Consider the following 24,821-nt stretch of genomic DNA (forward strand, 5'->3'; position numbering starts at 1 on the left):
CGCCGTGATGGCCGCGCCGGGACGCATCCGGGCGCATCCATTAGAATCGAGGCATGTCCGATAACGCTTCCACCGCCACCCGGCCGTCCCTGCGCAATCCGCGCCACTGGCCGACCTTCGCTTTCATGCTGGTCGCCTTCGCGATCGCCCGCCTGCCCTGGATGCTGCAGCGCGCGCTCGGCCGCGGCGTCGGCACGGTCGCCTACCGGCTGGCCAGCAGCCGTCGGCGTGCCGCCGAGGTCAACCTGAAGCTGTGCTTCCCCGAGAAGGACGACGCCTGGCGCCAGCGCCTGCTGCGCGACAGCTTCGACGCGCTGGGCGTGGGCATCTTTGAATTCGCCCGGGCCTGGTGGGGCAGCATCGACAGCATCCGCCCGCAGGTGCAGATCGAAGGGCTGGAGCACCTGCACCGCATGCAGGCGCAGGGCCGTGGCGTGCTGCTGGTCTCCGGCCACTTCATGACCCTGGAGATGTGCGGCCGCCTGTTGTGCGACCACGTGGAGCTGTCCGGCATGTACCGCAAGCACCGCAACCCGGTCTACGAATGGGCAGTGAAGTTCGGCCGCCTGCGCTACGCCAAGGCGATGTACGCCAACGAGGATATCCGCGCCACCGTGCGGCACCTGAAGAAGGGCGGCTTCCTCTGGTATGCCCCGGACCAGGACATGCGCGGCAAGGACACGGTGTTCGTGCCGTTCTTCGGCCACACCGCCTCGACCATCACCGCCACCCATCAGCTGGCCCGGATGACCGGCTGTGCGGTGATCCCGTATTTCCACCGTCGCGAAGGCGGGAAGTATTTCCTGAAGATCGGCGCACCGCTGGAGAATTTCCCCAGCGAGGATGTCGAGGCCGATACCGCCCGCGTCAACCAGGCCATCGAAGCGATGGTGCGCGAGGCGCCGGACCAGTACCTGTGGATCCACCGCCGCTTCAAGCGCCAGCCCGGTGGGCGGAGCGATTACTACCGGTAAAGCGACCCCATGGGTGGCTGCATGCCCCCCTCGGTAGAGCCACCCCATGGGTGGCTGCATGGTGCCAGACCGCGGGCAGCCACCCATGAGGCGGCTCTACGCTTCCATGGGCCACCGCGACCACGCGTGCGGGTACTCCCCCAGCGCACTGGCCAATCCCGCACGTATCGGGTTGGCGAGGATGTACAGCGCCTGACGGCGCAAGGATTGCTCATTTCTCACGGCGTGGTCGAAGTACCCGTGCTGCCAGAGCTTTCCCGTTCGCTGCCGACGCTCATTCAACAATCGGCTGCTGCGTGATTTGAACAGCAGCATGCAGCGAGCCAAGGTGTCTTGCCGCAGTTGGATCAACCAATGCACGTGGTCCGGCATTACCACCCAAGCTAACGTGCAACTGACCCCGCAACGATCCATGTAACGCAGCGTGTCGATGATTACTTCTGCATTGAGGGGATCCTCGAACCACTTGCGCCTGTCGTGCGTGGTGGTGGTGAGCGCGTAGCAATACCCTGGATGCGAGTATCGGCCGCGTTGGAGGCGTGGGCTGGCCATCGCACGAGGGTGCGTTGACCGGGGCGTGGAGCCCATCGGTGGATGGCGCGCGTGTGCGTCGGTATGTCCCCATGCCCGGGCCACAAGCAGCCACGCATGGCGTGGCTCTACCCGTCGTCGCGTGCCAACAGACTGCCCGCATACAGCGCGGCCAGCAGCAGCGTGAGGCCGCCCCAGAAGGTCGAGTAGAACGCCAGATGGGTATTGAGCGGGAACACCGTCACCGCCAGCGCGAGCATCGCCGGGCGCGCGCGCTCGCGGGCCTCGGGGGGTGCAAAACGCCACGCGCGCCACGCCTGGGCCACGGCCGCCAACCACAGCAGCAGGCCGAGGAGGCCGGTTTCGGCGAGGATCTCGAGCACGATCTGGTGCGCGTGCAGTGCTGGGCCGGCGCCCCACACTTCCTGGGCGGCCGGGTCCGGATTGCACGCGGGGTAAGCGTCGCGGAAACCACGCGCACCGACGCCGTTGATCGGATGCGCCTCGATCATGCAGGTTGCTGCGGCCCATATCTGGGCGCGGCCGGACAATGCCTGATTGACGCCGTCGTTCTCACCTTCCCACGCCATGGCGGTGCGCGCGACCCGGTCACCGACCTGCGGCACGCTCACGGTGAGGACGATCGCCCCCACCGCGCCGACCGCAACGCAGGCCAGCAGCCCGCGCACGCCGATCAGCCGCCAGCCGGAGAGCACCAGCACCAGGGCATAGGTCAGCCACGCCGCGCGCGAACCGGCCAAGACCAGCACGACTCCCACTGCGGCGGCGACCAGTGACCAGCCGAGAATGCCGGCACGCCGTGAGGCGGCGAACAACAGGAACGGCGAGAGGCTGGCCAGCACCTGGCCGAATTTGAGGTTGCACGGGCCGAGCACGCCGCTGAGGCGATCCACCGCCGCCATCTCCTGCGGTGAACACAACCCATGGCCGCTGACCGCCCACTTGAGCTGATCCATTGACCAGAACAGCGGGCTGCTGCCGACGATCGCCTGTGCCAGCGCATCCACCGTCCACAGCCCGGTGATCACCGCCAGCCCGCCCAGCGTCAGCGCGCGCCGCTGCGGAGTCGCCACGGCGATCGCCACCAGCCACATGAACGGCAGATAGCGCAGGCCGGCGGCCGCCTTGCGCCACGCAGTGCCGGGGTCGATCGCATCGAAGGCGGAAAATGCCTGCGGCAGCCAGTAGCCCAGGAACAGGATGCTGGTCAGTGCCCACGCAGGACTGCTCAGCAGACGTTGCTTGCCCTGCAGGCGCAGCTGCACCATGCGCACCGCCGCGTACAGCGCGCCCAGCACCAGCACGCCCTCGGCGATGCCGGGCAGCGGCCACAAGGCGACAAACGCAATCACCCACCACGGGGCCCAGCGGCCCGCACGGGAGCCCGGCGAACCGGGAAGGACGGTGGGCTCAGCCGATGAGGGAGGTATAGAGCTGGAGCGTGTCACGCTGCATGGCCTGCAAGGTAAACGGGATCCGCGTCGGCAGTGAGGGCGGCTGCAGCAGCAACTGCTGCGCGCGCGCCAGCAGTGCATCGGCGTCGCCCAAGGGTACCGCGCCGGAGGGTTGCAGCTGAGTCAACAACTCGCCGACGCCGCCATGGTTCCAGCCCAGCACGGGGCGGCCCACCGACAGCGCTTCGACCACGGTGCGGCCAAACGCTTCGGCCTTGTCCGAGAGCTGCAGCACCAGATCACTGGCCGCATAGGCCTGCGCGATGCGCGAGGTCGGCGCGGTCATCAGCACGGCATCGAACACACCCAGGCTGCGCGCCTGGGCGTCCAGTTCGGCGACATAGGATTCGCGGCCCGGCTCGCGCGTGCCCGGCATCCACAGCTTGGCCGGCACGCCGGCGGCATGTAGTCCTGCCAGCAGGCTCAGCGCGTGGCGATGCCCTTTCAGGCGGGTGCCACGGCCAGGCAGCAACAGCAACGGTGCCTCGCCGGCCAGCGCGGGATGCTGCTCGGCCACGGCCAGGCGCGCACGCCGATCCTGCCGGCCCACGCGCGGGAACTGCGCGACATCGACACCACGGGGTATCACCTGCAGGCGCTCGGCCGGCACGCTGGGGTAGTGCGCGCGCACGAACTCACGCACGCTGTTGGACACGCAGATCACGCGCTCGCCGCTGGTCATCACCGCGCTGTAGCGACCAGGCGAGTTGAGCCCGTGCACGGTGGTGACCCAATGTGGGCGTGTCGCCGCCGGCAGATTGCGCACGGCGTACAGGCCCAGCCAGGCCGGCAGCCGCGAGCGCGCATGCACGATGTCCGCGCCCACCTCGTTGAACAGGTTGCGCAGGGTCAGCACATGGCGCAGCGTCAGCAGCGATTTGCGGCCGATATCCAGGGTCAGGTGTTCGGCGCCACTGGCGAGCAACGGCTCGACCAGGCGCCCACCGGCGGACACGACGATGGCCCGGTGGCCGGCGGCAACCAGGGCGGAGGCGATCTCAAGGGTGGAGCGTTCGACCCCGCCGGAGTGCAGCGCCGGCAGCAGCTGCACCACGGTCAGTCGGCGCACAGTGTGGTCCGCGGATCAGTCGGCGAGCATGAACACGGCGCCGCAGTACGGGCACGCGGCCTCGCAGTTGGGCTCGTCTTCGATCGGCAGGTACACGCGCGGGTGCGAGTTCCACAGCGCCATTTCCGGCGTCGGGCAGCTCAGCGGCAGATCGCTGCGGTGCACGGTGTAACGCTTCTCGGCATTGGCGGGCGCGGTGGCGGTATGGCTCATGGCGTGGACACACAAAGGGGGTTGCGAGACCGCCGATTCTAGCATCTGGCGACTGCGGACGGCCGCTGGAGCGAAGCGGCCCGGGTTGGGACGGCTGGCTCTCGTCCAACCGACCACGGTGTTTTTAAATCGATCCAAATGCATTGTCAACAATGGCCGATGAAACGAATTTGCGGGATTTAGATCGAACTAATTGCACTTGTCAGCGCCCGTTCCCGTGATGCAGGATCAACCGGTACCGATCATCGACCCGATCGCCTGCCCGCCCCCCACCGGACATGCATCGCCTCTTTCCTGCCGTCTGCCGATGGCTGGGGGCGACGCCGTCCGCCGTGGCCTTCGATGCGGGTCCTGCCTGCCGCCTGCCCTTCCCGGGAGACCCTTGCATGACCCTGTCCGACCTGCGCCCCGCCCGCCGTGCCCTTTCCTTCGCCTTGGCCCTGGCCTGCGCCTCGATCGCCCTGCCGGCTGCCGCGCAGGGCCTGCAGACCTCGTTCGAGCCGGGTCAGCCCGCCCCGGCCACGGGCGACGACGCGCTGCAGGTGCGGATCGGCACCGGGCCGGCGGCGCCCTATGCCGCCAAGCCCGGCGTCGGCTACAGCGGCCTGCATGCGCTGCATTACGCCTGCGCCGGTGGCAAGGCGCGCCGCCCGCTGTTCACGACCGACCTGGCCATCGAAGCCGATACCACCCTGTCCTGGCTGGTGCTGCCCGAGATCGTCGGCAAGGACACCGTCGCCTCGACCTACGTCTCGCTCGATCTGGTGCTCGACGACGGCACCCGCGTCTCGGCCAGCGCCGCGCGCGATCACCACGGCGTGGCGCTGGGTGCGCGTGCGCAGGGCGACTCGAAGACGCTGTACCCGCAGCAGTGGGCGCGCAAAGCCGTTCGCCTGGGCGATACCCCGGCGCTGCGCGGGCGTCGCGTGGTCGCGCTGGAGTTGGAGGTGGCCAGCGCCGATGGCGCGCCGGTGGCCGGCTGGATCGACGATGTCCGCCTGGACGCGCAACCGCGCAGCACGCCGCAGCGCCCCTCGGACTGGGTGCTGACCACCCGCGGCACGCAGGCCAATGGCACCTTCTCGCGCGGCAACAATTTCCCGGCGACCGCCGTGCCGCACGGCTTCAATTTCTGGACACCGGTGACCGACGCCGGCTCACTGACCTGGCTGTATCGCTGGAACGAACAGAACGATGCGGCCAACCGGCCCCGCCTGCAGGCGCTGGCGCTGAGCCACCAGCCCAGCCCGTGGATGGGCGACCGCCAGACCTTCCAGGTGATGCCGTCGGCGACCCGTGGCGTGCCCGAGGCCGACCGCAGCAAGCGTGCGCTGAGCTTCTCGCGCGACAACGAGCAGGCCCGCCCGTACCGCTATGACGTGCGCTTCGACAACGGCATCGCCGCCTCGATCGCACCGACCGACCACGCCGCCGTCTTCCGCTTCGCGTTCCCCGAAGGCGGTGATGCCAACCTGCTGTTCGACAACGTCGACGCACGCGGCGGGCTGACGCTGGATGCGGCCACCCAGACACTCTCCGGCTATACCGATACGCGCAGTGGCCTGTCCACCGGCGCCACCCGCATGTATGTGGTGGCCAGCTTCGACCGCCCGTGGCGCAGCAGCGGCACGGTGAAGACCGGCCGCCCGACCGGCTACATCAAGTTCGATACAGGTACCGACCGCCGCGTATCCATGCGCATCGCCACGTCGCTGATCTCGGTCGAGCAGGCCCGCCACAACCTCGCACTGGAAGTGACTGACAACGACGATGTGGATCGCGTGGCCGCGCGCGCGCAGGAGGCGTGGGATCAGCGCCTGGCCCGCTTCGACGTGGGCGATGCCAGCGATGACCAGAAGACGACGCTGTACTCCAACCTGTACCGCCTCTACCTCTATCCCAATTCCGGCCATGAAAACGCCGGCTCCGCGGCGGCACCGGCCTGGCGCTATGCCAGCCAGGCCAGCGCCTCGGATGAGAACACCGATGGCAGCGCCACGCGCAGCTTCGCGCCGGTGCGCGACGGCAAGGTGTACGTCAACAACGGCTTCTGGGATACCTTCCGCACCACCTGGCCGGCCTATGCGCTGTTCACCAAGGACGATGCCGGCGCGCTGGTGCAGGGTTTCCTGGAGCAGTACCGCGCCGGTGGGTGGGTCGCGCGCTGGTCCTCGCCCGGCTACGCCGACCTGATGGTGGGCACCAGTTCGGACGTGGCCTTCGCCGATGCGTGGCTGAAGGGCATCGGTGGCTTCGACCCGCAGGAGGCCTACGCTGCCGCGCTGAAGAACGCGACCGTGGTGCCACCGGACCGCCATGTCGGACGCAAAGGCATGGACCGCTCCACCTTCCGTGGCTATGCCACCGCCGATGTGCACGAAGGCATGTCGTGGACGATGGAAGGCGCACTCAACGATTTCGGCGTGGCCAACATGGCCGAGGTGCTGGCCAAGCAGGCCGATACGCCGGCCGCGCGCGAACGCTATGCCACCGAGGCCGACTACTTCCGCCACCGTGCGGGCACCTACGCCACGTTGTTCGATCCCGCCGCAGGCTTCTTCCAGGGTCGCAAACCAGATGGTAGCTGGCGCCTGGACGCCAAGGACTATGACCCGCGCGTGTGGGGCCATGACTACACCGAATCCAACGGCTGGACGTTCGCTTTCACCGCCGCGCACGACGGCGAAGGCCTGGCGGCGCTGTACGGCGGGCGCGCGCAGCTGGCGGCCAAGCTGGACACGTTCTTCGCCACGCCGGAGACCGCCGACGCCGCGTTCTCCGGCTCCTACGGCGGCACCATCCATGAAATGACCGAAGCGCGCGATGTGCGCATGGGCATGTACGCGCACAGCAACCAGCCGGCGCACCACATCCCGTGGATGTACCTGTATGCCGGGCAGCCGTGGAAGACCCAGCAGCATGTGCGCGAAATCCTGTCGCGCCTGTACCTGGGCAGCGAGATCGGCCAGGGCTACCCGGGCGATGAGGACAACGGCGAGACCTCGGCGTGGTATCTGTTCGCCTCGCTGGGCATCTACCCGCTGCGCATGGGTGCACCGGAGTACGTGATCGGCTCGCCGCTGTTCCGCCATGCCCGCGTCGAGCTGCAGGGCGGCGCGGTACTGACCGTCAACGCACCGGAAAACTCGGACCGCAACATCTACGTGCAGTCGCTGAAGGTCAACGGCACGCCGTGGACCAAAACCTGGCTGCCGCACGAGTTGCTGGCCAAGGGCGCCACGCTGGACTTCGTCATGGGCCCGGAACCCTCGCGCTGGGGCACCGGCCCGGATGATGCACCGCGCTCGCTCACCGCGCGCGGCCAGCAGCCGGCCCTGCTGCATGATCTGCTGGGCGGTGGGGCCACCGCCCAGCTCGGCGATGGCCGCGCGGCGGAGGCCCTGATCGATGACGATGCGGCCACGGCACTGCCGTTGGGCGGCTCGAGCACGATCACCTTCAGCAACGTCGCCGCGGGCACGCCGTCGATGTACACGCTGACCAGCGGCAATGGCCCCATCCGCGGCGGTGAATGGACCCTGGAAGCGCGCACCACCGGTGGTCGCTGGGTGCAGGTCGACCAGCGCCGCGGCGAAGCCTTCGCCTGGGCGATGCAGACCCGACCGTTCCGCATCGCCCAGCCGGGCCGCTACGCCGAGTACCGGCTGCGCATCGGTGCACCGGGTCGCCTGCAGCTGGCGGAAGTCGAACTGCTCGCACCGGCGGCGGCGCGATGAGCACTGCCCTGCCGATCACCCGCTGCCTGCTGACCGCCCTGCTCGTCAGCGCCGGGCTCGCCGATGCGCACGCATTCGAGACCACGCAGACCCGCGAGGACGTGACCCTGCACTACCGCGACGCCAGCGATGCGCTGGCCGCGCCGGTCCGGGAGCGCATCATCGAGACCTTCTTCGGCGCGTATCTGCGCGAGCGCGCCGATTTCCATCCGGCCGCACCGACGCAGGTCGGCATCGTGATCGACCCGGCTTACGACGGCATCGCCTTTGTCGGCGAGAAGGCGCAGGCGGCGACGATCACGATCAACCCGGCCTGGCTGGCCAAGCACCCGGGTGACATCGATCTGGTCACGCATGAGGCGATGCACATCGTGCAGGGCTACCCGGAGTACGCCAATGCGCGCGTGCCGGGCTGGCTGGTGGAAGGCATCGCCGATTACGCGCGCAACCGCTACGGCAAGGACAACGCCGGGGCGGGCTGGGCATTGCCGACGCAGGTCAAACCGGAGCAGAACTTCGATACCGGCTACCGGGTCACCGCTGCGTTCCTGGCGTGGAGCGAGGCGCAGCACCCCGGGCTGGTGAAGGCGCTGGATGGCGCCCTGCGTGAGGGCCGTTATACGCCGGCGCTGTGGGAAACGCTCAGCGGTACATCGCTGCCGCGGTTGTGGGCGCAGTACGTGCGGACACGCTGATTGCTCCGCGGGCCTGATCGGCGTCTGCGAGGAGCCGGCCAGCGGCCGGCACTACCGGTGCCATCGGTGCCATCGGTGCCATCGGCCCCATCGGTGCCCACGGTGCCCACAGGGCCATCGGTGCCATCGGTGCCCACGGGGCGATGGCAGGTAACGACGGTGGGTCGGTAGGCTTTCGTGGGTCAGCGCGCGCCGACCAAGCCGGCGTACAACGCCAACAACTGCTGGAAATACCGCTTCGTGCGTGGATCGCGCATGACACTGTTCCCGTGGCTGATCGTGGAGGAGCTGGTCGGGCCCAGGGTGGCGACGCCCCCACCGGAGCGCCACCACGGCCGGGCCGCGTGGGGGTATTGGGCGCTTGGGAGGTTGCAGAGCCATGACGTCTGTGCGGCGCGTGTGTGGCAGATGCATGTGCCACAGCGACCGCACGGCGAAGGCAAAAAGGGACCGTCGCGTCGGTTCCTTTCACTGAGGCCTGCCGACCCACGGTCGGCAGCTACCCGTTTCGCAGCGCGAAACCAAAACGCGCCCCGAAGGGCGCGTTTTGGCAAATTGAGGTGGAAAGAACGCCTTAGGCGTTCTTCTCCGCCTCAAGCTGCTTGCGGATCTGCGCATCCACGGCCGCGATGGCGGTCATGTTGAGCACGCGGCGCGAGGTCGCGCTGGTGGTCAGGATGTGCACCGGCTTGGCCACGCCCATCAGGATCGGGCCGATCGCCACGCCGTCGGTGAACACGCGTACCAGGTTGTAGGCGATGTTGGCCGCTTCCAGGTTGGGCAGCACGAACAGGTTCGCACGGCCCTTGAGCGTGCTGTTGGGCAGCAGCTTCTGGCGCAGGGCTTCATCCCATGCGGTATCGCCCTGCATTTCGCCATCCACGTTCAAGCGCGGGTTGCGCTTGAGCAGCATCTCGCGGACCGCCCGCATCTTCAGCGCGTCCTTGGAGTCGTGGCTGCCGAAGTTGGAGTGCGACAGCAGCGCCACCTTCGGTTCGATGCCGAACAGCTTCATGCGATACGCCGCCTGCAGCGTCGCTTCGGTGATCTGCTCGGCGGTCGGGTCTTCCTGCACGTGGGTATCCACGAAGAAGAACACGCCCTGCTGGTTGATCACGCCGGTCATCGCCGAGGTGGAGGTCACCTTGGCTTCCAGCGGCAGCACGCTGCGCACGTAGCCAAGCTTCTTGTGGAAGCGGCCGACCACGCCGGTCAGCATCGCATCGGCTTCGCCACGCGCCACCATCACTGCCGCGATCAGGGTCGGGCGCGAGCGCATCAGGTTCTTGGCGGCGGCCACGGTCACACCGCGACGGCCGGTGAGGTTGTGGTAGTACTGCCAGTACTCGTTGAAGCGCGGATCGTCGTTGATGTTGGTGATGTCGAAATCGACACCGGCCTTCATGCGCAGGCCGAGGCGCTCGACCCGGGCCTCGATCACGTCCGGGCGGCCGATCAGGATCGGCTGCGCCAGGCCTTCATCGACCACGTTCTGCACCGCGCGCAGCACCACTTCTTCCTCGCCTTCGGCGTACACCACGCGCTGCTTGTCCGAGCGGGCGCGGTCGTAGACCGGCTTCATCATCAGGCTGGTGCGGTAGACGAACTGGGCCAGCTTCTCGCGGTAGGCGCCCATGTCGGCGACCGGACGGGTGGCTACGCCGGAATCCATCGCGGCCTGCGCCACGGCAGCCGACAGCTCCACCAGCAGGCGGCGATCGAACGGACGCGGAATCAGGTAGTCACGGCCGAAGCTCGGGGTCTCGTCGCCATAGGCCGAGCCCAGGTCGCTGGCCTCGCGGCGTGCCATCGCGGCGATCGCGTGCACGCAGGCGATCTTCATTTCTTCGTTGATCGCGGTCGCACCGACGTCCAGCGCACCGCGGAACAGGTACGGGAAGCACAGCACGTTGTTGATCTGGTTCGGGTAGTCCGAACGACCGGTACCGATCAGTGCGTCCGGGCGGACCGAACGGGCCACTTCCGGCATGATTTCCGGGGTCGGGTTGGCCAGGGCGAAGATCACCGGATCCTTGGCCATGGTCTTGACCATGTCCGCGGTCAGGATGCCCGGGGCCGACAGGCCCAGGAAGATGTCCGCACCATCGACGATCTCGGCCAGCGTGCGCTTGTCGGTATCACGCGCGTAACGCGCCTTCTCCGGGTCCAGATCGGTGCGCCCGGTGTGGATCACGCCGTCGCGGTCGAAGGCCAGGATGTTCTCTTTCTTCAGGCCCAGCGAGACCAGCATGTTGACGCAGGAGATACCCGCTGCGCCCATGCCGGTGGTGGCCAGCTTCACGTCTTCGATCTTCTTGCCGGTGACGAGCATGGCGTTGAGCACCGCCGCGCCGACGATGATCGCGGTGCCGTGCTGGTCGTCATGGAACACCGGGATGTTCATGCGCTCGCGCAGCTTGCGCTCCACGATGAAGCATTCCGGCGCCTTGATGTCTTCCAGGTTGATGCCGCCGAAGGTCGGCTCCAGCGAGGCGATGATGTCGACCAGCTTGTCCGGGTCGTTCTCATCGATCTCGATGTCGAACACATCGATGCCGGCGAACTTCTGGAACAGCACGCCCTTGCCTTCCATCACCGGCTTGCCGGCCAGCGGGCCGATGTTGCCCAGGCCCAGCACGGCGGTGCCATTGGAGATCACGGCGACAAGATTGCCGCGGGCGGTCAGTTCACTGGCCTGCTGCGGGTCGGCCATGATCGCCTCGCAGGCGTGTGCCACGCCCGGGGAGTACGCCAACGACAGATCGCGCTGGGTCAACATCGGCTTGGTCGCGGTGACCTTGATCTTGCCGGGCGGCGAGAGCCGGTGATAGTCGAGGGCTGCCTGTTTGAAATCTTCGTTGGACATCGCTTTCTGCAGATGAATGGGCGAGAGGAACAGGGGATCATACCCCCGTTGGCGTGGACGGACCTGTCGCTACGCTGTCGCGGTCATGCTGCAACCGCACATATTCCAGCGCCGCGCACCGGGCCTTCAAAATAAAACATGGCCGCGACGCCCCGGCAGGAACGGCACGACCATGCACCACACAATCAGGTCATCGGGCTCAGTGCGCCGGGGCCGGCAGCGTGTCCGGCAGGTCGGCGACGACCAGCGGCGGCAGCTCGGCTTCGCGGCCGTCCAGCACCATCGCCAGGCGGTCGCGATCCAGCGCGTTCTCCCAGCGCGAGACCACCACGGTGGCCACCGCATTGCCGATGAAGTTGGTCAGCGAGCGGCATTCGCTCATGAAGCGGTCCACCCCCAGGATCAGCGCCATGCCGGCCACCGGCACTTCCGGCACCACGGCCAGGGTGGCGGCCAGGGTGATGAAGCCGGCCCCGGTGACGCCGGCGGCGCCCTTGGAGCTGAGCATCGCCACCAGCAGCAGGGCGATCTGGTGGCCCAGGGTCAGCTCGGTATTGGTCGCCTGGGCGATGAACAGCGCCGCCAGGGTCATGTAGATGTTGGTGCCGTCCAGGTTGAACGAGTAGCCGGTCGGGACCACCAGGCCCACCACGGACTTGCTGCAGCCGGCCTTTTCCATCTTCTCCATCAGCGAGGGCAGCGCCGATTCCGAGGAGGAGGTGCCCAGCACCAGCAGCAGCTCGGCCTTGAGGTAGCGGGCCAGCTTGAACACCGAGAACCCGCACAGGCGGCAGACCACGCCCAGGATCACCGCCACGAACAGGAAGGCGGTCAGGTAGAACGAGCCGACCAGCCAGGCCAGGTTGACCAGCGAGCCGACCCCGTATTTGCCGATGGTGAAGGCGATCGCGCCGAACGCACCGATCGGAGCCGCCTTCATCAGGATGTGGACCAGGCGGAACACCGGGGCGGTCAGCGCTTCCAGGAAGGTCAGCACCGGGCGGCCCTTGGCGCCGGTCAGGGCCAGCGCGATGCCGAACAGCACCGCCACGAACAGCACCTGCAGGATGTTGCCTTCGACGAAGGCGCTGACCAGGGTGGCCGGGATGATGTCCAGCGCGAAGCCGACCAGGGTCAGCTCATGCGACTTCTGCACATAGCCGTTGACGGCGGTCTGGTCCAGATCGGCCGGGTTGATGTTCATCCCCGCGCCCGGCTGCACCACGTGTGCCACCACCATGCCCACGATCAGGGCCAGCGTGGAGAAGAACAGGAAGTAGGCCATCGATTTGGCGAAGACCCGGCCCACGGTGCGCAGGTGGGTCATGCCGGCGATGCCGGTGACGATGGTCAGGAAGATCACCGGGGCGATGATCATCTTCACCAGCTTGATGAAGGCGTCGCCCAGCGGCTTGAGCGATTCGGCGAAGGCCGGCTCGTAATGGCCGAGGATGGCACCGAGAACGATCGCCACCACGACCTGGAAATACAGTTGGCGGTAGAACGGCAGCGGCTTGGCCGCCAGCGGGGCGGTGGTGGGAACGTGCATGGAAAGCTCCGGCAGTGTCACGAAGGATGCCGGCCGCGCTGGGCGGCATCTGGCGTGGCCTTTTTACGCCCGCATCTCGCCAACGCAGATAACCTATTGGTACTAGCCCCCCGGTTCAGCTGGCCGGACTGCCTACACTGCCCCGGCACCGCGCCCCCACGGCGGCGGGTGGCCCGGCAGCGGATCAGGGGGAGAGACCCACAGATTTGCCGTCCGCGGCCGTTGTTGTTCTGCCCCACCCTTATCTAGCAGCTACCGCCCATGCGCCCTACGCCCCTGTTCATCGCCCTGGCCCTGACCACCGCCCCGCTCGCCGCCACCGCGGCCGACTGGGACAACTGGCCGACCAAGACCACCTTCAGTGACGGTACCGAGCTGGCAGCCACGGCCAACATTGCCTACGACCTCAACGACTTCTCCGACGGCAGTGGCATCGAAGATGCCGACGCCGTGCGCCGCAAGGAGTTCGGCGCGACCCTGAAGAAGAAGGGCGTGTACGACGCCATGGTCTATTACGACTTCCAGGCCGACACCTGGCTGGATGTGTTCGTGCGCTTCGAAAGCAAGGCCTTCTTCGGCAGCGACATCGGCCGCTTCCGCTTCGGCTACATGAAGACCCCGGTCGGCCTGGATGCCGGCACCTCCTCGCGCGCCGGCAGCTTCCTGGAAACGGCCCTGCCCGTGCAGGCGTTCTACGAAGGCCGCCGCACCGGTGCCGAATGGGTGCTGGAGCGCCCGCAGTACCTGTTGCAGGCCGGCGCCTATGGCGGCAAGGACCTGCAGGGCGACAACCCCGGCACCACCCAGGCCGTGCGCGGCGTGTGGACCCCGGTCAAGGCCGCAGGCGACGTGGTCCACCTGGGCCTGGCCTATTCGCAGGAAAACCCGCGCGGCTACCGCGATGGCCGTGATGTCTCGCATGCCGCCAGCGCGCGCCTGCGTGCGCGTCCGGAAGCCGGCCTGACCGACATCCGCCTGGTCGACTCCGGTGCCCTGACCACCGCCGACAAGATCGTGCGCACCGGACTGGAAGGCATCTGGATCCGCGGCCCGTTCTCGCTGCAGGGCGAAGCGCTGCAGACCACGGTCAGCCGTGACGGCAAGCCGGATTACACCGGCAACGGCCAGTACGCGATGGCCAGCTGGATCCTGACCGGCGAATCGCGCCCGTACAACGCCGGTGCCGTGGCCAACGTCAAGCCGGCCCACGACTACGGCGCGGTGGAGCTGGTGACCCGCTACAGCCGTATCGATCTGGACGATGCCGACGTGTTCGGCGGCCGCCAGCATGATTGGACCATCGGCGCCAACTGGTACCTGACCTCGCACTTCAAGTTCCAGGCGAACTACGTCAAGGTCGATGCCAGCCGGCGCGGCGTGCGCCGCCAGCCGGAAATCTTCGACCTGCGCGCGCAGAGTCACTTCTGCGCCCGGCGCCGCCGCCCGCAACCGGCGGGGGGGGCGTCCACCCCACGCCCGCCGCGCGATCGTAGACTGCCGCCCATGTACTGGCTCGGCCGCCACCGCACCCTGCTGTTGACCCTGCTGGTGATGATCGGCGGGACCGTGCTGTGCGCGGCCGCGGCCGGCCACTACGCCTGGCGCCGCGCGCTGGCCGCCGAGAGCGGCCAGGTACAGCGCCAGCTGGAGCTGTACGCCCAAGGCCTGCAGCAGCGCATCGACCGCTTCGGCACGCTGCCGCAGGTGCTGGCGCTGGACCCGGACCTGCGCGGGGCGCTGCAGCGGCGCCCCGATGCCGCCGCCCGCCAGCGGCTGAACCTGAAACTGCAGCGCGCCAACCAGGTCACCCGCGCCTCCACCCTGACCCTGGTCGGGCGTAACGGCGTGGCCGTGGCCGCCAGCAACTGGGACCAGGCCAGCAGCAACGTCGGCGAGGACTACAGCTACCGCCCCTACTACCGCCAGGCGCTGGCCACCGGCCACGGCCGGTTCTACGGCATCGGCATGACCACCGGCGTGCCCGGCTACTACCTGTCGCAGGCGATCGAGGAAGACGGCGCGCGCATCGGCGTGGTGGTGATCAAGATCGAACTGGCCGCGCTGGAGCAGGAATGGCTGACCAGCCCGGACGTGGTGCTGGCCAGTGACGAGCACGATGTGGTGTTCCTGGCCAACCGCGACGCCTGGCGCTACCGGCTGCTGCGCCCGCTGGGCGCCACCGAACGCCGCGAGATGCTCGACAGCCGCCAGTACGCCGACCGCTCGCTGCAACCGCTGCGGGTACGCACCGGCAGCGTGCTGGACGATGGCGGCCGCATGGTCCACCTGCTCGATCCTGTGCTGCCGGGCGAGATGCTCTGGCAGACTCTGGCACTGCCCGAGGAGCAGTGGAACCTGCACCTGCTGCACGATGCCGGCGCTGCCACCAGCGCCGGGCGCAGTGCCGCCATCGGCGGCGGTGCGGCATGGCTGGCACTGGGCTTCCTGGTGTTGTTCATCCAGCAGCGGCGGCGCCTGGCCGCCCATCGCCAGCGCAGCCGGCGTGAGCTGGAAAGCGTACTCAAACAGCATGCGCAGGAGCTGCGTACCGCGCAGGACGGTGTACTGCAGGCCGCCCAGCAGGCCGACAGCGGTCTCAGCCGCAGCCTGGCCCACCTGCCGCAGGGCGTGGTGGTGATCGACAACGAACAGAGGCTGGTGGCGTGGAACGCGCGCTATCTGGAGCTGTTCCGGTTTCCGTCCGGCCTGATCCAGGTCGGGCGGCCGATCGAAGAGATTTTCCGCTTCAACGCGCGCCGTGGCCTGCTCGGGCCCGGGCCGATCGAAGAAGCGATCGAGCGTCGCCTCAACCATCTGCGCAGCGGCCGCCCGCACATGCGCGAGAGCGAGAAGGACGACGGCACCGTGCTGGAAATACGCGGTAATCCCCTGCCCGACGGCGGCTTCGTGACCAGCTATGCAGACATCACCAGCTACAAGAACACCGCGCGCGAGCTGCGCTCGCTGGCCGATGCCCTGGAGCATCGCGTGGCCGAGCGCACCCGCGATCTGGACGAAGCACGGCGCGAGGCCGAGCGCGCCAACCGCTACAAATCACGATTCGTGGCCTCGGCGGTGCACGATCTGCTGCAGCCGCTCAACGCGGCGCGCATGTTCGTCTCGGTGTTGCGCGGCAAGCTGGGCGGCGATGCGCGGGAATTGAGCGAGCATGTCGACGCTGCACTGGCCGCGCAGGATTCCATCCTCAACAGCCTGCTGGACATCTCGCGGCTGGAGTCCGGCACGTTGCAGACCCACGTGCATGCCTTCGCGCTGTCGCCGCTGCTGGAAACGCTGGCGCGCGAATTCGGCATTGCCGCCGAAGGCCGTGGTCTGCAGCTGGACTGGGTGGACACCTGCGCGGTGGTGGTGAGCGACGAAGCCCTGCTGCGCCGCATCCTGCAGAACTTCCTCTCCAACGCGCTGCGCTACACCCCGCGCGGCCGCGTGCTCATTGGCTGCCGGCGCGTCGGCGATCAGCTGCGTATCGAAGTGCACGATCAGGGCCCGGGCATTCCCGAGAGCCTGCAGCGCGAGATCTTCGAAGAGTTCCGCCGCCTGGATGACGGCGTGGACCAGGAGCGCGGCGCCGGGCTGGGCCTGGCGATTGTCGAGCGCATCGGCCGCCTGCTGGGGCACCGCATCCACCTGCGTTCCACCCTGGGCAGCGGCAGCGTGTTCGCGGTGGACGTACCGCTGGGCGCCGCCGCCGACGTACCCCTTCCCGCCGCCGCCCCGGTGCCGAACGCCGAGCCGGGCGACGACAGCCCGCTGCGCGGCTGCCGGGTTTGGAGCATCGACGACGACCCGCGCGTATGCGCGGCTACCCGCGCGCTGCTGGAACGCTGGGGATGCACGGTGGCGCTGGCCGATGGCCCGCAGCCGGCGCTGGAGATCGCCTCGGCCTTCAACCCGCCGCAGTTGCTGCTGCTGGACGTGCGCATGGGCCAGTGGCACGGCCCGGACCTGTACGAAGCACTGTGCACGCTGTGGCACGCACGCCCACCGGTGATCCTGGTCACCGCCGAGCGCGACGATGCGTTGAAGGCGCAGGCGATGGAGAATGGCTGGGGCTTCCTGTCCAAGCCGGTACGCCCACCGGCGTTGCGGGCGCTGATGACACAACTGCTGGTGCGGCATCGCAGCTGAGGTTGAGCCTCTACAGTCCGGCGCCGGCATCCCCTTCCGGCTCCAGCGCTTTCACCAGCACCGCCGCCTGCGTTCGGCTGTGGCACTCGAGCTTCTTCAGGATGGCGGTGACGTGCACCTTGACCGTGTTCTCGGCCAGGCCCAGTTCGTAGGCGATCTGCTTGTTGAGCAGGCCGTCGGCCAGGCTCAGCAGCACGCGGAACTGCTGCGGGGTGAGCTGGGCCAGGCGCGCGGCCAGCAGGGCATCGGATTCAGAACGTTGCGCAGCCATTGCCGGGAACCACACGCCGCCGTCGAGCACGGCGGCCACGGCCTGGCCGATGGTCTCGGCCGGCGCCGACTTGGGAATGAAGCCGGCCGCGCCGAACTGCTGCGCACGCCGGATCACCCGCGGGTGGTCGTTGGAGGACACGATCACCACCGGCACATCCGGATGCGCGCCGCGTACATGCAGCAGCGAGGAGAACCCGCGTGCACCGGGCATGGTCAGATCGAGCAGGACCAGCTCGATCTCTGCATGCTGATCGAGCGCGCTCTCCAGCGTCGCGGCGCTGGCCACTTCGATCACATTGACCTGCAGCAGCGCCTGGCGCAGCGAATGCACGACCGCAGCACGCAGCAGGGGATGGTCGTCGGCGACCAGAACGGTGATGTCACTCATGGGGTCGATTGTAATGAGGTTGACGGCCAGCGGCCGTCACTACCGCTTCCTGGCGGCGCAGATGGAATGCGCGGGCAGCAGGGGCGGTGATGCCGCCAGCGGCCTCACCGCCCCTGCTGCATGCTGCCCCGCCATGCGTCCAGGAACTGGCGGCGCTTGAGGCCGTCCAGGTACACCAGCAGGCCAGGGCCGAGTTGGATCGGGCGGTAGCTGCGCTCGGGCGAGGCGCCCCGCCGTTGGCCCGCCGCGGGCAGGATCGGCATCAACCGCGCTTCGCGGGAGAGCACCTGTTGTCCACGGGGCGACAGCAGATAATCCAGGAACCGGCGGGCTTCATCGGGGTGCTTGCCGCCGCGCGGGATCACCGCGGTGCGCAGCATCACCAGGGTGTAGTCCTCCGGCTCGATGATGCCCAGCGGCGCACCGGCATCGATGCGCGCCTGCGCATACGAGCCCAGCACGTTGTAGACCAGCGAGAGCTGGCCGCTGCTGACCCGGTCGAGCAGCACGCCGGTGCGCTCCTCCAGCTGCACGCGGTTGTCGCCCAGCGCTCCAAGCAGCGCGCCGGCCATGCTGCCGCGTTGGCCGTCCTGGGTGGCAAGCAGATAGCCGACACTGCTGCGCTGCACATCGTAGGTCCCCACCCGGCCCAGCAACGGCGCATCCGGCGCCCGCAGCAGCTCCAGCAATTGACGCCGCGTGTGCGGCACCCGCGCCGCCGGCAGCATGCGCGTGTTGTAGACCATCGCCACCGGCTCGTAGCTGATCCCGAATGCCTCATGCCGCCACTGCGCCCAAGCGGGCAACGCATCGGTCTGCGCCGAGCGGTGCGGTAGCGCATGGCCGTCGTTGACCAGCTTGGCCTGCAGGTCCATGCCACTGCTGATCAGCATGTCCGGTGAAGCCGGACCGCTGCGATCGCGCAGGTAGCGCGCATACATGTCCTGCGTGATGATGTCCTCGTAGACGATCTCCGTGCCGGGATGCAGGCGCTGGTAGTCGGCGATCACCGTGGCGAAGACTTCGATGTCGGTCGAGCCGTGGATGCGCAGCTGCGCGGTGGGCGCGCCCTGTGCCGGGAAGCGCTGCACATCACCCGGATCAGCGAAGACCGTGGTGGTGAACAGCAACATCAACAGGCCATGCCAGCGTTTCATGCGTGCCTCCTCGGCAGCCGGATGGTGGCGACCAGCCCGCCACCCACACGGTTGGCCAGATCGATGTGGCCGCCATGACTGTCGACCACGCGTTTGACGATCGCCAGGCCCAGTCCGGCGCCGCCGGCCGCCGCGCCTTCGCCGCGCGCGAAGCGTTCGAACACCCGCTCCGCATCGGCGGCCGCGATCCCGGGACCGTGGTCGGCGATGGTCAGCACGCAGTGGCTGTCATCGGTGGTCAGCGCCAGCTGCAGTACGCCGTCGCCGCCGTATTTGAGCGCATTGTCGATCAGGTTCTTGATCGCTTCGCGCAGCAGCAGTGCATCCCCGTTGACCCACGCCGGATCGCTGGTCACCGCCAGCTGTACGCGAGGTGCGGGCAATGCCTGCGGCAAGGCCTCGTGCAGGGCCTGGTGCACGATCTCGGCCAGGTCGACCAGGGCGAAACGCTGCAGGTTCGCGCGATGGATCACGCTGGCATCGCTGAGCAGCTGATTGAGAAGGCGGCTCATGTGCGTCGCGTTGCGCTCGATCGCCTGCAGGCTGCGTCGCATGTCCTCCGGATGTTCATCATCCAGCGCGAGCTGGGCCTGCGCGCGCAGGGCCGCCAGCGGCGTGCGCATCTGGTGCGCGGCCTCGGCCATGAAGGCGCGCAGCGTTTCATTGCTGGTCGACAGCCGGCCCATGAAGTGGTTCAGCGCACCAACCATCTGGTCCATTTCCTGCGGTGTGGCGGCGTCCAGCGGCCGCAGGTCGGACGGTTCGCGTCTGGACAGTTCGCGTTCGACCCGCACCAGCGGCCGCAGCGCCCGGTGAACGCCGAGCGCGACCAGCGCCAGCGACAACAGCGAAAGCACGACGATCGCGACCAGCGCGCGGGTGACCATGTCCTGTGCCAGCGCCTCGCGCGCCCGCCGGGTCTGCCCGACCTGCACACGCACCTCGGCCTGCGCGGACGGTGATGACACCCGCCGCGACACCACCACGAAGCGCACGGTCTCACCGCTGTAGGGCGCGTCGAACAACTGCGGGCGATCGCTCGGCGCGCGCGGCGGCGCCGGCAGATCGCCGTAGCCGGTCACGGTCTGGTTGCGCGCATCGAAGACGCGATAGAACACGCGGTCTTCCGGCGCCATGGCCAGCAGGTCGAGCGAGGCGTACGGCAGATCCACCTGCCACTGCGCATCCACCAGCGCCACCGAATCGATGATCGAAAGCGCCGATGACACCAGCAGGTGATCGTAGGAACGGTTGGCGGCACGCTGGCCGTAGTCACGCGCACCGAAGAACAACGCGACCGCGAACAGCGCCATCAAGCCGCCCAGATACAGCCACAGCGTGCGCCGGATCGAGGTGGGCGCGCGGGCCTCAGTCACCATCGGCACTGCCCTCGGCCGCCGCATCGTGCGCCTCAAGCAGATAGCCGCTGCCGCGCACGGTCACGATGCGCAGCGGTGCCTCGGCCAGTTTGCGGCGCAGGCGCCCGACATACAGTTCGATCGCGTTGGGACCGGCCTCATCGTCGAAGCCGAACAGGCCGTTGCCGATCTCGTCCTTGCCGACCACCTGCCCCAGGCGACCCATCAGGATCTCCAGCAGACGGTACTCGCGGTTGGGCAGCTCGATCGGCTGGCCGTCCAGACTGACCCGGTGCGCGGCGTTGTCGAACTGGAAGCCACCGATCTGCACCACCTCGCTGGCCTGGCCACGGGTGCGCCGCAAGAGCACGCGGCAGCGCGCTTCGAACTCGCGGAAATCGAACGGCTTGCCGAGGTAATCGTCCGCGCCGACATCCAGCGCCTGCACTCGGTCTTCGATGCCATCGCGCGCGGTCAGCATCAGCACCGGGGTGCTGTCACCGCGCTCACGCATGCCGGCCAGTACGCGCAGCCCATCCAGTTTGGGTAGGCCGATATCGAGTACGACCAGATCGAACGACTGGTAGCGCAGCACGCTCGCTGCGGCCAGGCCGTCGCTCTGCCAATCCACGGCATGCCCACTGCGGCGCATGCGGCGGACGATCGCGTCGGCCAGGTCCGGGTTGTCTTCCACCAGCAGGATGCGCATCGGTCGGGATCGGGAAAGGTGCACGAATGCTAGCGCGTGCGGCCGCACCCGTGCGCTTCGCTGCGGTGCAGCAATGGCTGACAGGTGGATGACAGCATCCCGGCACTAGGCTGCGCCAACGCGACACCACCGAACACACGGTACCTGGGAGGGGCCATGGAACTGAACACACTGCGCTGGTGCCTGCCGGCCGCCTGCACGCTGTTGTTGGCCGCACCCGCCTGGGCCGCCGACGACAACACTGACGACCGCCCGGTCACGGCCAGCCTTGGCGGCCGCCTGCACCTGGACTTCGCCGATTTCCACAACGACCGCCGCGGCACGCCGAACAAGGACGACACCGAGATCCGTCGCGCATGGCTTGACGTATCCGGCAAGTTCTTCGTGGTCGACTACAAGCTGGAAGCGGATTTTTCCGGCGACCGGGTCGAGGCCAAGGATGTGTTCGTCAGCCGCAGCTTCGGCGATGCCGGCAAGCTCACCGTGGGCCAGTTCAAGCAGTTCTTCTCGCTGGATGACCGCACCAGTTCGAACTACGGCAGCTTCCTGGAGCGCGGCAATGCCGGCACCACGCTGGCGCCGCTGTATCGCCTCGGCGCCTCCTGGCAGGCCGCGCGCGGCGACATGACGTGGGCCGCCAGCGCCTACAGCCTGGAGAGCATCGACGCGTGGCAGGTCAAGGGCCGTGCCGCCGGTGGCCGTGCGACCTGGGCCCCCGGCGCCACCGCCGGTGATGTCCTGCACCTGGGCGTGTCGTTGGCGCATGAGCGCTACGACACCCCTGGCGCCGACGGCGTCCCCGCCCTGCGCATCCGCCCGCGCCCGGCCGGCCATCTCTCGGACAACAGCCGCCTGACCCTGGTCGATTTCTCGGCCGGGCGCGACACCGACGTCAACAAGTGGTCGCTGGAGTACGCACAGGTGAACGGGCCGCTGTCCTGGCAGGGCGAATTCAGCGGCGCCACCTTCGACGACGGCAGCCAGCGCGGCAAGGTGCTGGCCGGCTACAGCCTGGTCAGCTGGTTCGTCACCGGCGAATCGCGCGTGTACGACCGCAAGACGGGGCGCTTCGGCCGGGTCAAGGATTTCCAGCACACCGCCGGCGCGTTCGAACTGGCACTGCGCTATGACCAGATGCGCGGCGACCAGCACCTGATCGGCCAGCCGGACCTGCGCGACGGCCAGACCGAGGCGTGGACGCTGGGTGGCAACTGGTACATGCGCCCGAACCTGCGCTTCATGCTCAACCTGATCGAAAGCCGCAACCGCGACCGCCTGGCCGACGCCACCGTGGATCGCACGCGCGCGGTCACCGGCCGCCTGCAGTACGACTTCTGATGCCTACTTTCCGCACCGTTTCTTCTGGAGAATGCAGATGATGCTGAGCATCCTCGGCTTTGGCATGGTCATTACATTCATGTATTTGATCATGAGCAAGCGGCTCTCGCCGCTGGTCGCCCTCATCACCATTCCGATCCTGTTCGCGCTGATCGGCGGCTTCGCGGCCGGCATCGACGACATGATGCTGGAAGGCATCAAGAAGATCGCGCCGACCGGCGTGATGCTGATGTTCGCCATCCTGTACTTCGGGGTGATGATCGATGCGGGCCTGTTCGATCCGCTGGTGCGGATCATCCTGCGCTTCGTCAAGGGCGACCCGATGAAGATCGTGCTCGGCACCGCCATCCTGGCGATGCTGATCTCGCTCGACGGCGATGGCTCGACCACCTACATGATCACCGTGTCGGCGATGCTGCCGTTGTATCAGCGCCTGGGCATGAACGCGTTGAACATGACCTGCGTGACCATCCTCGCCGGTGGCGTGATGAACCTCACCCCGTGGGGCGGGCCGACCGCCCGTGCCGCCACCGCGCTGCACGTGGACCCGGCCGACGTCTTTGTGCCGCTGATTCCCTCGATGGTGATCGCCTGCGCCGGCGTGCTGGTGCTGGCCTGGTACCTGGGCATGAAGGAACGCCGTCGCCTGGGCGTGGTGACCCTGCCGCAGGGCGGGAGCTGGATGGACAACAGCGTCTCCGATGATGGCAACACGCTGCCGACGGTGGAAGACGCCGAGGACACCAAGCGCCCGAAGCTGCTGTGGGTCAATCTGGGCCTGACCATCGCCCTGATGACCGCGCTGATCCTGGGCGTGCTGCCGATGCCGGTCCTGTTCATGGTCGGCTTCGCGATCGCCCTGGTGATCAACTACCCGAACCTGGCCGAGCAGCGGCGCCGCGTGGTCAACCATGCCGGCAACGTGCTGTCGGTGGTCTCGCTGATCTTCGCGGCGGGCATCTTCACCGGCATCCTCAACAACACCGGCATGGTCGAGGCGATGTCGCACAGCTTCCTGGCGATCATTCCCGACAGCTGGGGCCCCTACCTGGCGGTGATCACCGCGCTGGCCTCGATGCCGTTCACCTTCTTCATGTCCAACGACGCCTTCTACTTCGGCGTGCTGCCGATCCTGTCCGAAGCGGCCGGCAACTACGGCATCACGCCGGTGGAGATGGCGCGTGCCTCGCTGGCCGGCCAGCCGGTGCATCTGCTCAGCCCGCTGGTGCCCTCGACCTACCTGCTGGTCGGCCTGGCCAAGGTGGAGTTCGCCGATCACCAGAAGTTCACCCTGAAGTGGGCCATCGCCATTTCGATGCTGCTGATGTTCGGTGGGCTGCTGTTCGGCCTGTATCCGCTTGCGTCCTGATCCGCCTACCAAGGAGCCTTCCGCCATGACTCTTCGCATCGCTTACGTCACCAGCGCCATGGGCAGTGTCGGCACTGCCATCTGCCAGAAGCTGGCCCGCAACGGCCACACCGTGGTCGCCGGCTGCGCCCCCAATTCACCGCGCAAAGCCGCCTGGCTGCGCGAGCAACGCGAACTGGGCTTCGATTTCATCGCCTCGGAAGGCAATGCCGCGGACTGGGCGTCGACGGTGGCCGCGTTCGCCAAGGTGAAGGCCGAAGTCGGCGAGATCGATGTGCTGGTCAACAATGCCGGCGGCAGCCGCGATGTGCTGTTCCGCCAGATGAGCCCGGATGATTGGAATGCGGTGATGGGGTCGAACCTGCATGCGCTGTTCAACATCACCAAGCAGGTGATCGATGGCATGAGCACGCGCGGCTGGGGCCGGATCGTGAACATCGGCTCGGTGAGTGCGCACAAGGGCCAGATCGGCCAGGTGAACTTCGCGACGGCGAAGGCGGCGATGCATGGTTTCAGCCGGGCGTTGGCCAATGAGGTGGCGACGCGGGGCGTGACGGTGAATACGATTTCGCCGGGGTATATCGCGAGTCAGTCGATCAGCAGTTTTCCGCCGGATGTGCTGGATCGTCTGGCGGGCTCGGTGCCGATCCGCCGCTTGGGCAAGCCGGAGGAGGTGGCGAGTCTGTGTGCGTGGTTGGCGTCGGACGATGCGGCGTATGTGACGGGTGCGGATTATGCGGTGAACGGTGGTCTGCACATGTTCTGACGGTTTTGCGCATCCCACGTGATGCGTGGCCTCCCCCACGAGGTGAGCCGCGATGCTGGTTGGCATCGCGGCTTTTTTTTGGCTGATTTGCGTTGTGTGGACGTCGTCTTGGTAGTGCCGGCCGCTGGCCGGCGCCTCGCGCTGACGGGGTGATGGGGTTGCCGGCCAGCGGCCGGCACTACCGGCACCACCGACCCAGGGGCGG

At 67.9% G+C, this 24,821-nt stretch carries 17 protein-coding genes and 1 pseudogene; 8 read left to right on the top strand and 10 right to left on the bottom strand.

Annotated elements, in window-relative coordinates:
- The first annotated feature begins 53 nt into the window (after nt 1–53).
- A complete protein-coding gene (locus ABE571_RS12165) occupies nt 54–974 on the top strand; it encodes an LpxL/LpxP family Kdo(2)-lipid IV(A) lauroyl/palmitoleoyl acyltransferase (protein WP_313209145.1) in 921 nt (306 codons plus the stop codon).
- A 96-nt stretch (nt 975–1,070) separates the two neighbouring features.
- Here ABE571_RS12165 and ABE571_RS12170 read toward each other — a convergent pair whose 3' ends face one another.
- The 4 genes from ABE571_RS12170 to ABE571_RS12185 form a co-directional block, all read right to left on the bottom strand.
- Entirely contained in the window at nt 1,071–1,562 is a 492-nt protein-coding gene (locus ABE571_RS12170; protein WP_346493774.1) for a transposase, read from the bottom strand.
- A 71-nt stretch (nt 1,563–1,633) separates the two neighbouring features.
- Nucleotides 1,634–2,878, bottom strand: a complete 1,245-nt coding sequence (locus tag ABE571_RS12175) for an O-antigen ligase family protein (protein ID WP_346483160.1) — start codon at nt 2,876–2,878, stop codon at nt 1,634–1,636.
- Nucleotides 2,879–2,936: 58 nt separating this feature from the next.
- Nucleotides 2,937–4,049, bottom strand: a complete 1,113-nt coding sequence (locus tag ABE571_RS12180) for a glycosyltransferase (protein ID WP_313209142.1) — start codon at nt 4,047–4,049, stop codon at nt 2,937–2,939.
- A gap of 15 nt (nt 4,050–4,064) precedes the next feature.
- A complete protein-coding gene (locus ABE571_RS12185; protein ID WP_346493775.1) occupies nt 4,065–4,262 on the bottom strand; it encodes a zinc-finger domain-containing protein in 198 nt (65 codons plus the stop codon).
- Between the two features lie 386 nt (nt 4,263–4,648).
- Here ABE571_RS12185 and ABE571_RS12190 point away from each other — a divergent pair, with 386 nt between their 5' ends.
- Nucleotides 4,649–7,999 carry a GH92 family glycosyl hydrolase gene (locus ABE571_RS12190; protein WP_346493776.1) on the top strand — a complete coding sequence of 1,117 codons (3,351 nt, stop codon included), beginning with the start codon at nt 4,649–4,651 and terminating at the stop codon, nt 7,997–7,999.
- Nucleotides 7,996–8,694 carry a basic secretory protein-like protein gene (locus ABE571_RS12195; protein WP_313209140.1) on the top strand — a complete coding sequence of 233 codons (699 nt, stop codon included), beginning with the start codon at nt 7,996–7,998 and terminating at the stop codon, nt 8,692–8,694. The genes ABE571_RS12190 and ABE571_RS12195 overlap by 4 nt, the downstream gene beginning before the upstream one ends.
- 574 nt (nt 8,695–9,268) lie before the next feature.
- Here the strand turns inward: ABE571_RS12195 and ABE571_RS12200 are convergent.
- Complete coding sequence (locus ABE571_RS12200; protein ID WP_121039652.1) at nt 9,269–11,560, bottom strand: NADP-dependent malic enzyme; 2,292 nt, start codon at nt 11,558–11,560, stop codon at nt 9,269–9,271.
- A gap of 199 nt (nt 11,561–11,759) precedes the next feature.
- On the bottom strand, nt 11,760–13,109 hold the full coding sequence (locus tag ABE571_RS12205) for a dicarboxylate/amino acid:cation symporter (protein ID WP_121039654.1): 1,350 nt from the start codon (nt 13,107–13,109) through the stop codon (nt 11,760–11,762).
- 261 nt (nt 13,110–13,370) lie between these two features.
- Between ABE571_RS12205 and ABE571_RS12210 the strand changes: the two are divergent.
- Together ABE571_RS12210 and ABE571_RS12215 are read left to right on the top strand one after the other, a co-directional pair.
- A pseudogene (locus ABE571_RS12210) lies at nt 13,371–14,534 on the top strand (porin); the annotation flags it as partial.
- A gap of 78 nt (nt 14,535–14,612) precedes the next feature.
- Complete coding sequence (locus ABE571_RS12215; RefSeq protein ID WP_346493781.1) at nt 14,613–17,258, top strand: PAS-domain containing protein; 2,646 nt, start codon at nt 14,613–14,615, stop codon at nt 17,256–17,258.
- 10 nt (nt 17,259–17,268) lie between these two features.
- On the opposite strand, the gene ABE571_RS12220 is transcribed toward ABE571_RS12215, so the two are convergent.
- From ABE571_RS12220 to ABE571_RS12235, 4 genes are all read right to left on the bottom strand, one after another.
- Complete coding sequence (locus ABE571_RS12220; RefSeq protein WP_346483163.1) at nt 17,269–17,919, bottom strand: response regulator transcription factor; 651 nt, start codon at nt 17,917–17,919, stop codon at nt 17,269–17,271.
- Nucleotides 17,920–18,023: 104 nt separating this feature from the next.
- On the bottom strand, nt 18,024–19,076 hold the full coding sequence (locus ABE571_RS12225) for an ABC transporter substrate-binding protein (RefSeq protein ID WP_346493777.1): 1,053 nt from the start codon (nt 19,074–19,076) through the stop codon (nt 18,024–18,026).
- The gene (locus tag ABE571_RS12230) at nt 19,073–20,455 is read right to left on the bottom strand and encodes a sensor histidine kinase (RefSeq protein WP_346493778.1); all 1,383 of its coding nucleotides are present in this window, start codon (nt 20,453–20,455) and stop codon (nt 19,073–19,075) included. The genes ABE571_RS12225 and ABE571_RS12230 overlap by 4 nt, the downstream gene beginning before the upstream one ends.
- On the bottom strand, nt 20,445–21,143 hold the full coding sequence (locus ABE571_RS12235; RefSeq protein ID WP_313209135.1) for a response regulator transcription factor: 699 nt from the start codon (nt 21,141–21,143) through the stop codon (nt 20,445–20,447). Before ABE571_RS12235 ends, ABE571_RS12230 begins: the two co-directional genes overlap by 11 nt.
- A gap of 156 nt (nt 21,144–21,299) precedes the next feature.
- Here ABE571_RS12235 and ABE571_RS12240 point away from each other — a divergent pair, with 156 nt between their 5' ends.
- From ABE571_RS12240 to phbB, 3 genes are read left to right on the top strand one after another with little or no spacing between them, the layout of a single operon-like run.
- On the top strand, nt 21,300–22,481 hold the full coding sequence (locus ABE571_RS12240; protein ID WP_313219627.1) for a porin: 1,182 nt from the start codon (nt 21,300–21,302) through the stop codon (nt 22,479–22,481).
- A gap of 40 nt (nt 22,482–22,521) precedes the next feature.
- Nucleotides 22,522–23,850, top strand: a complete 1,329-nt coding sequence (locus tag ABE571_RS12245; RefSeq protein WP_070473693.1) for a CitMHS family transporter — start codon at nt 22,522–22,524, stop codon at nt 23,848–23,850.
- 25 nt (nt 23,851–23,875) lie between these two features.
- Nucleotides 23,876–24,616: an acetoacetyl-CoA reductase gene (phbB, locus tag ABE571_RS12250; protein WP_019183776.1), complete on the top strand. Its 741-nt coding sequence runs from the start codon at nt 23,876–23,878 to the stop codon at nt 24,614–24,616.
- Nucleotides 24,617–24,821: the final 205 nt, after the last annotated feature.

Source organism: Stenotrophomonas sp. TWI273 (genome assembly GCF_039674765.1).
Taxonomy (GTDB): domain Bacteria; phylum Pseudomonadota; class Gammaproteobacteria; order Xanthomonadales; family Xanthomonadaceae; genus Stenotrophomonas.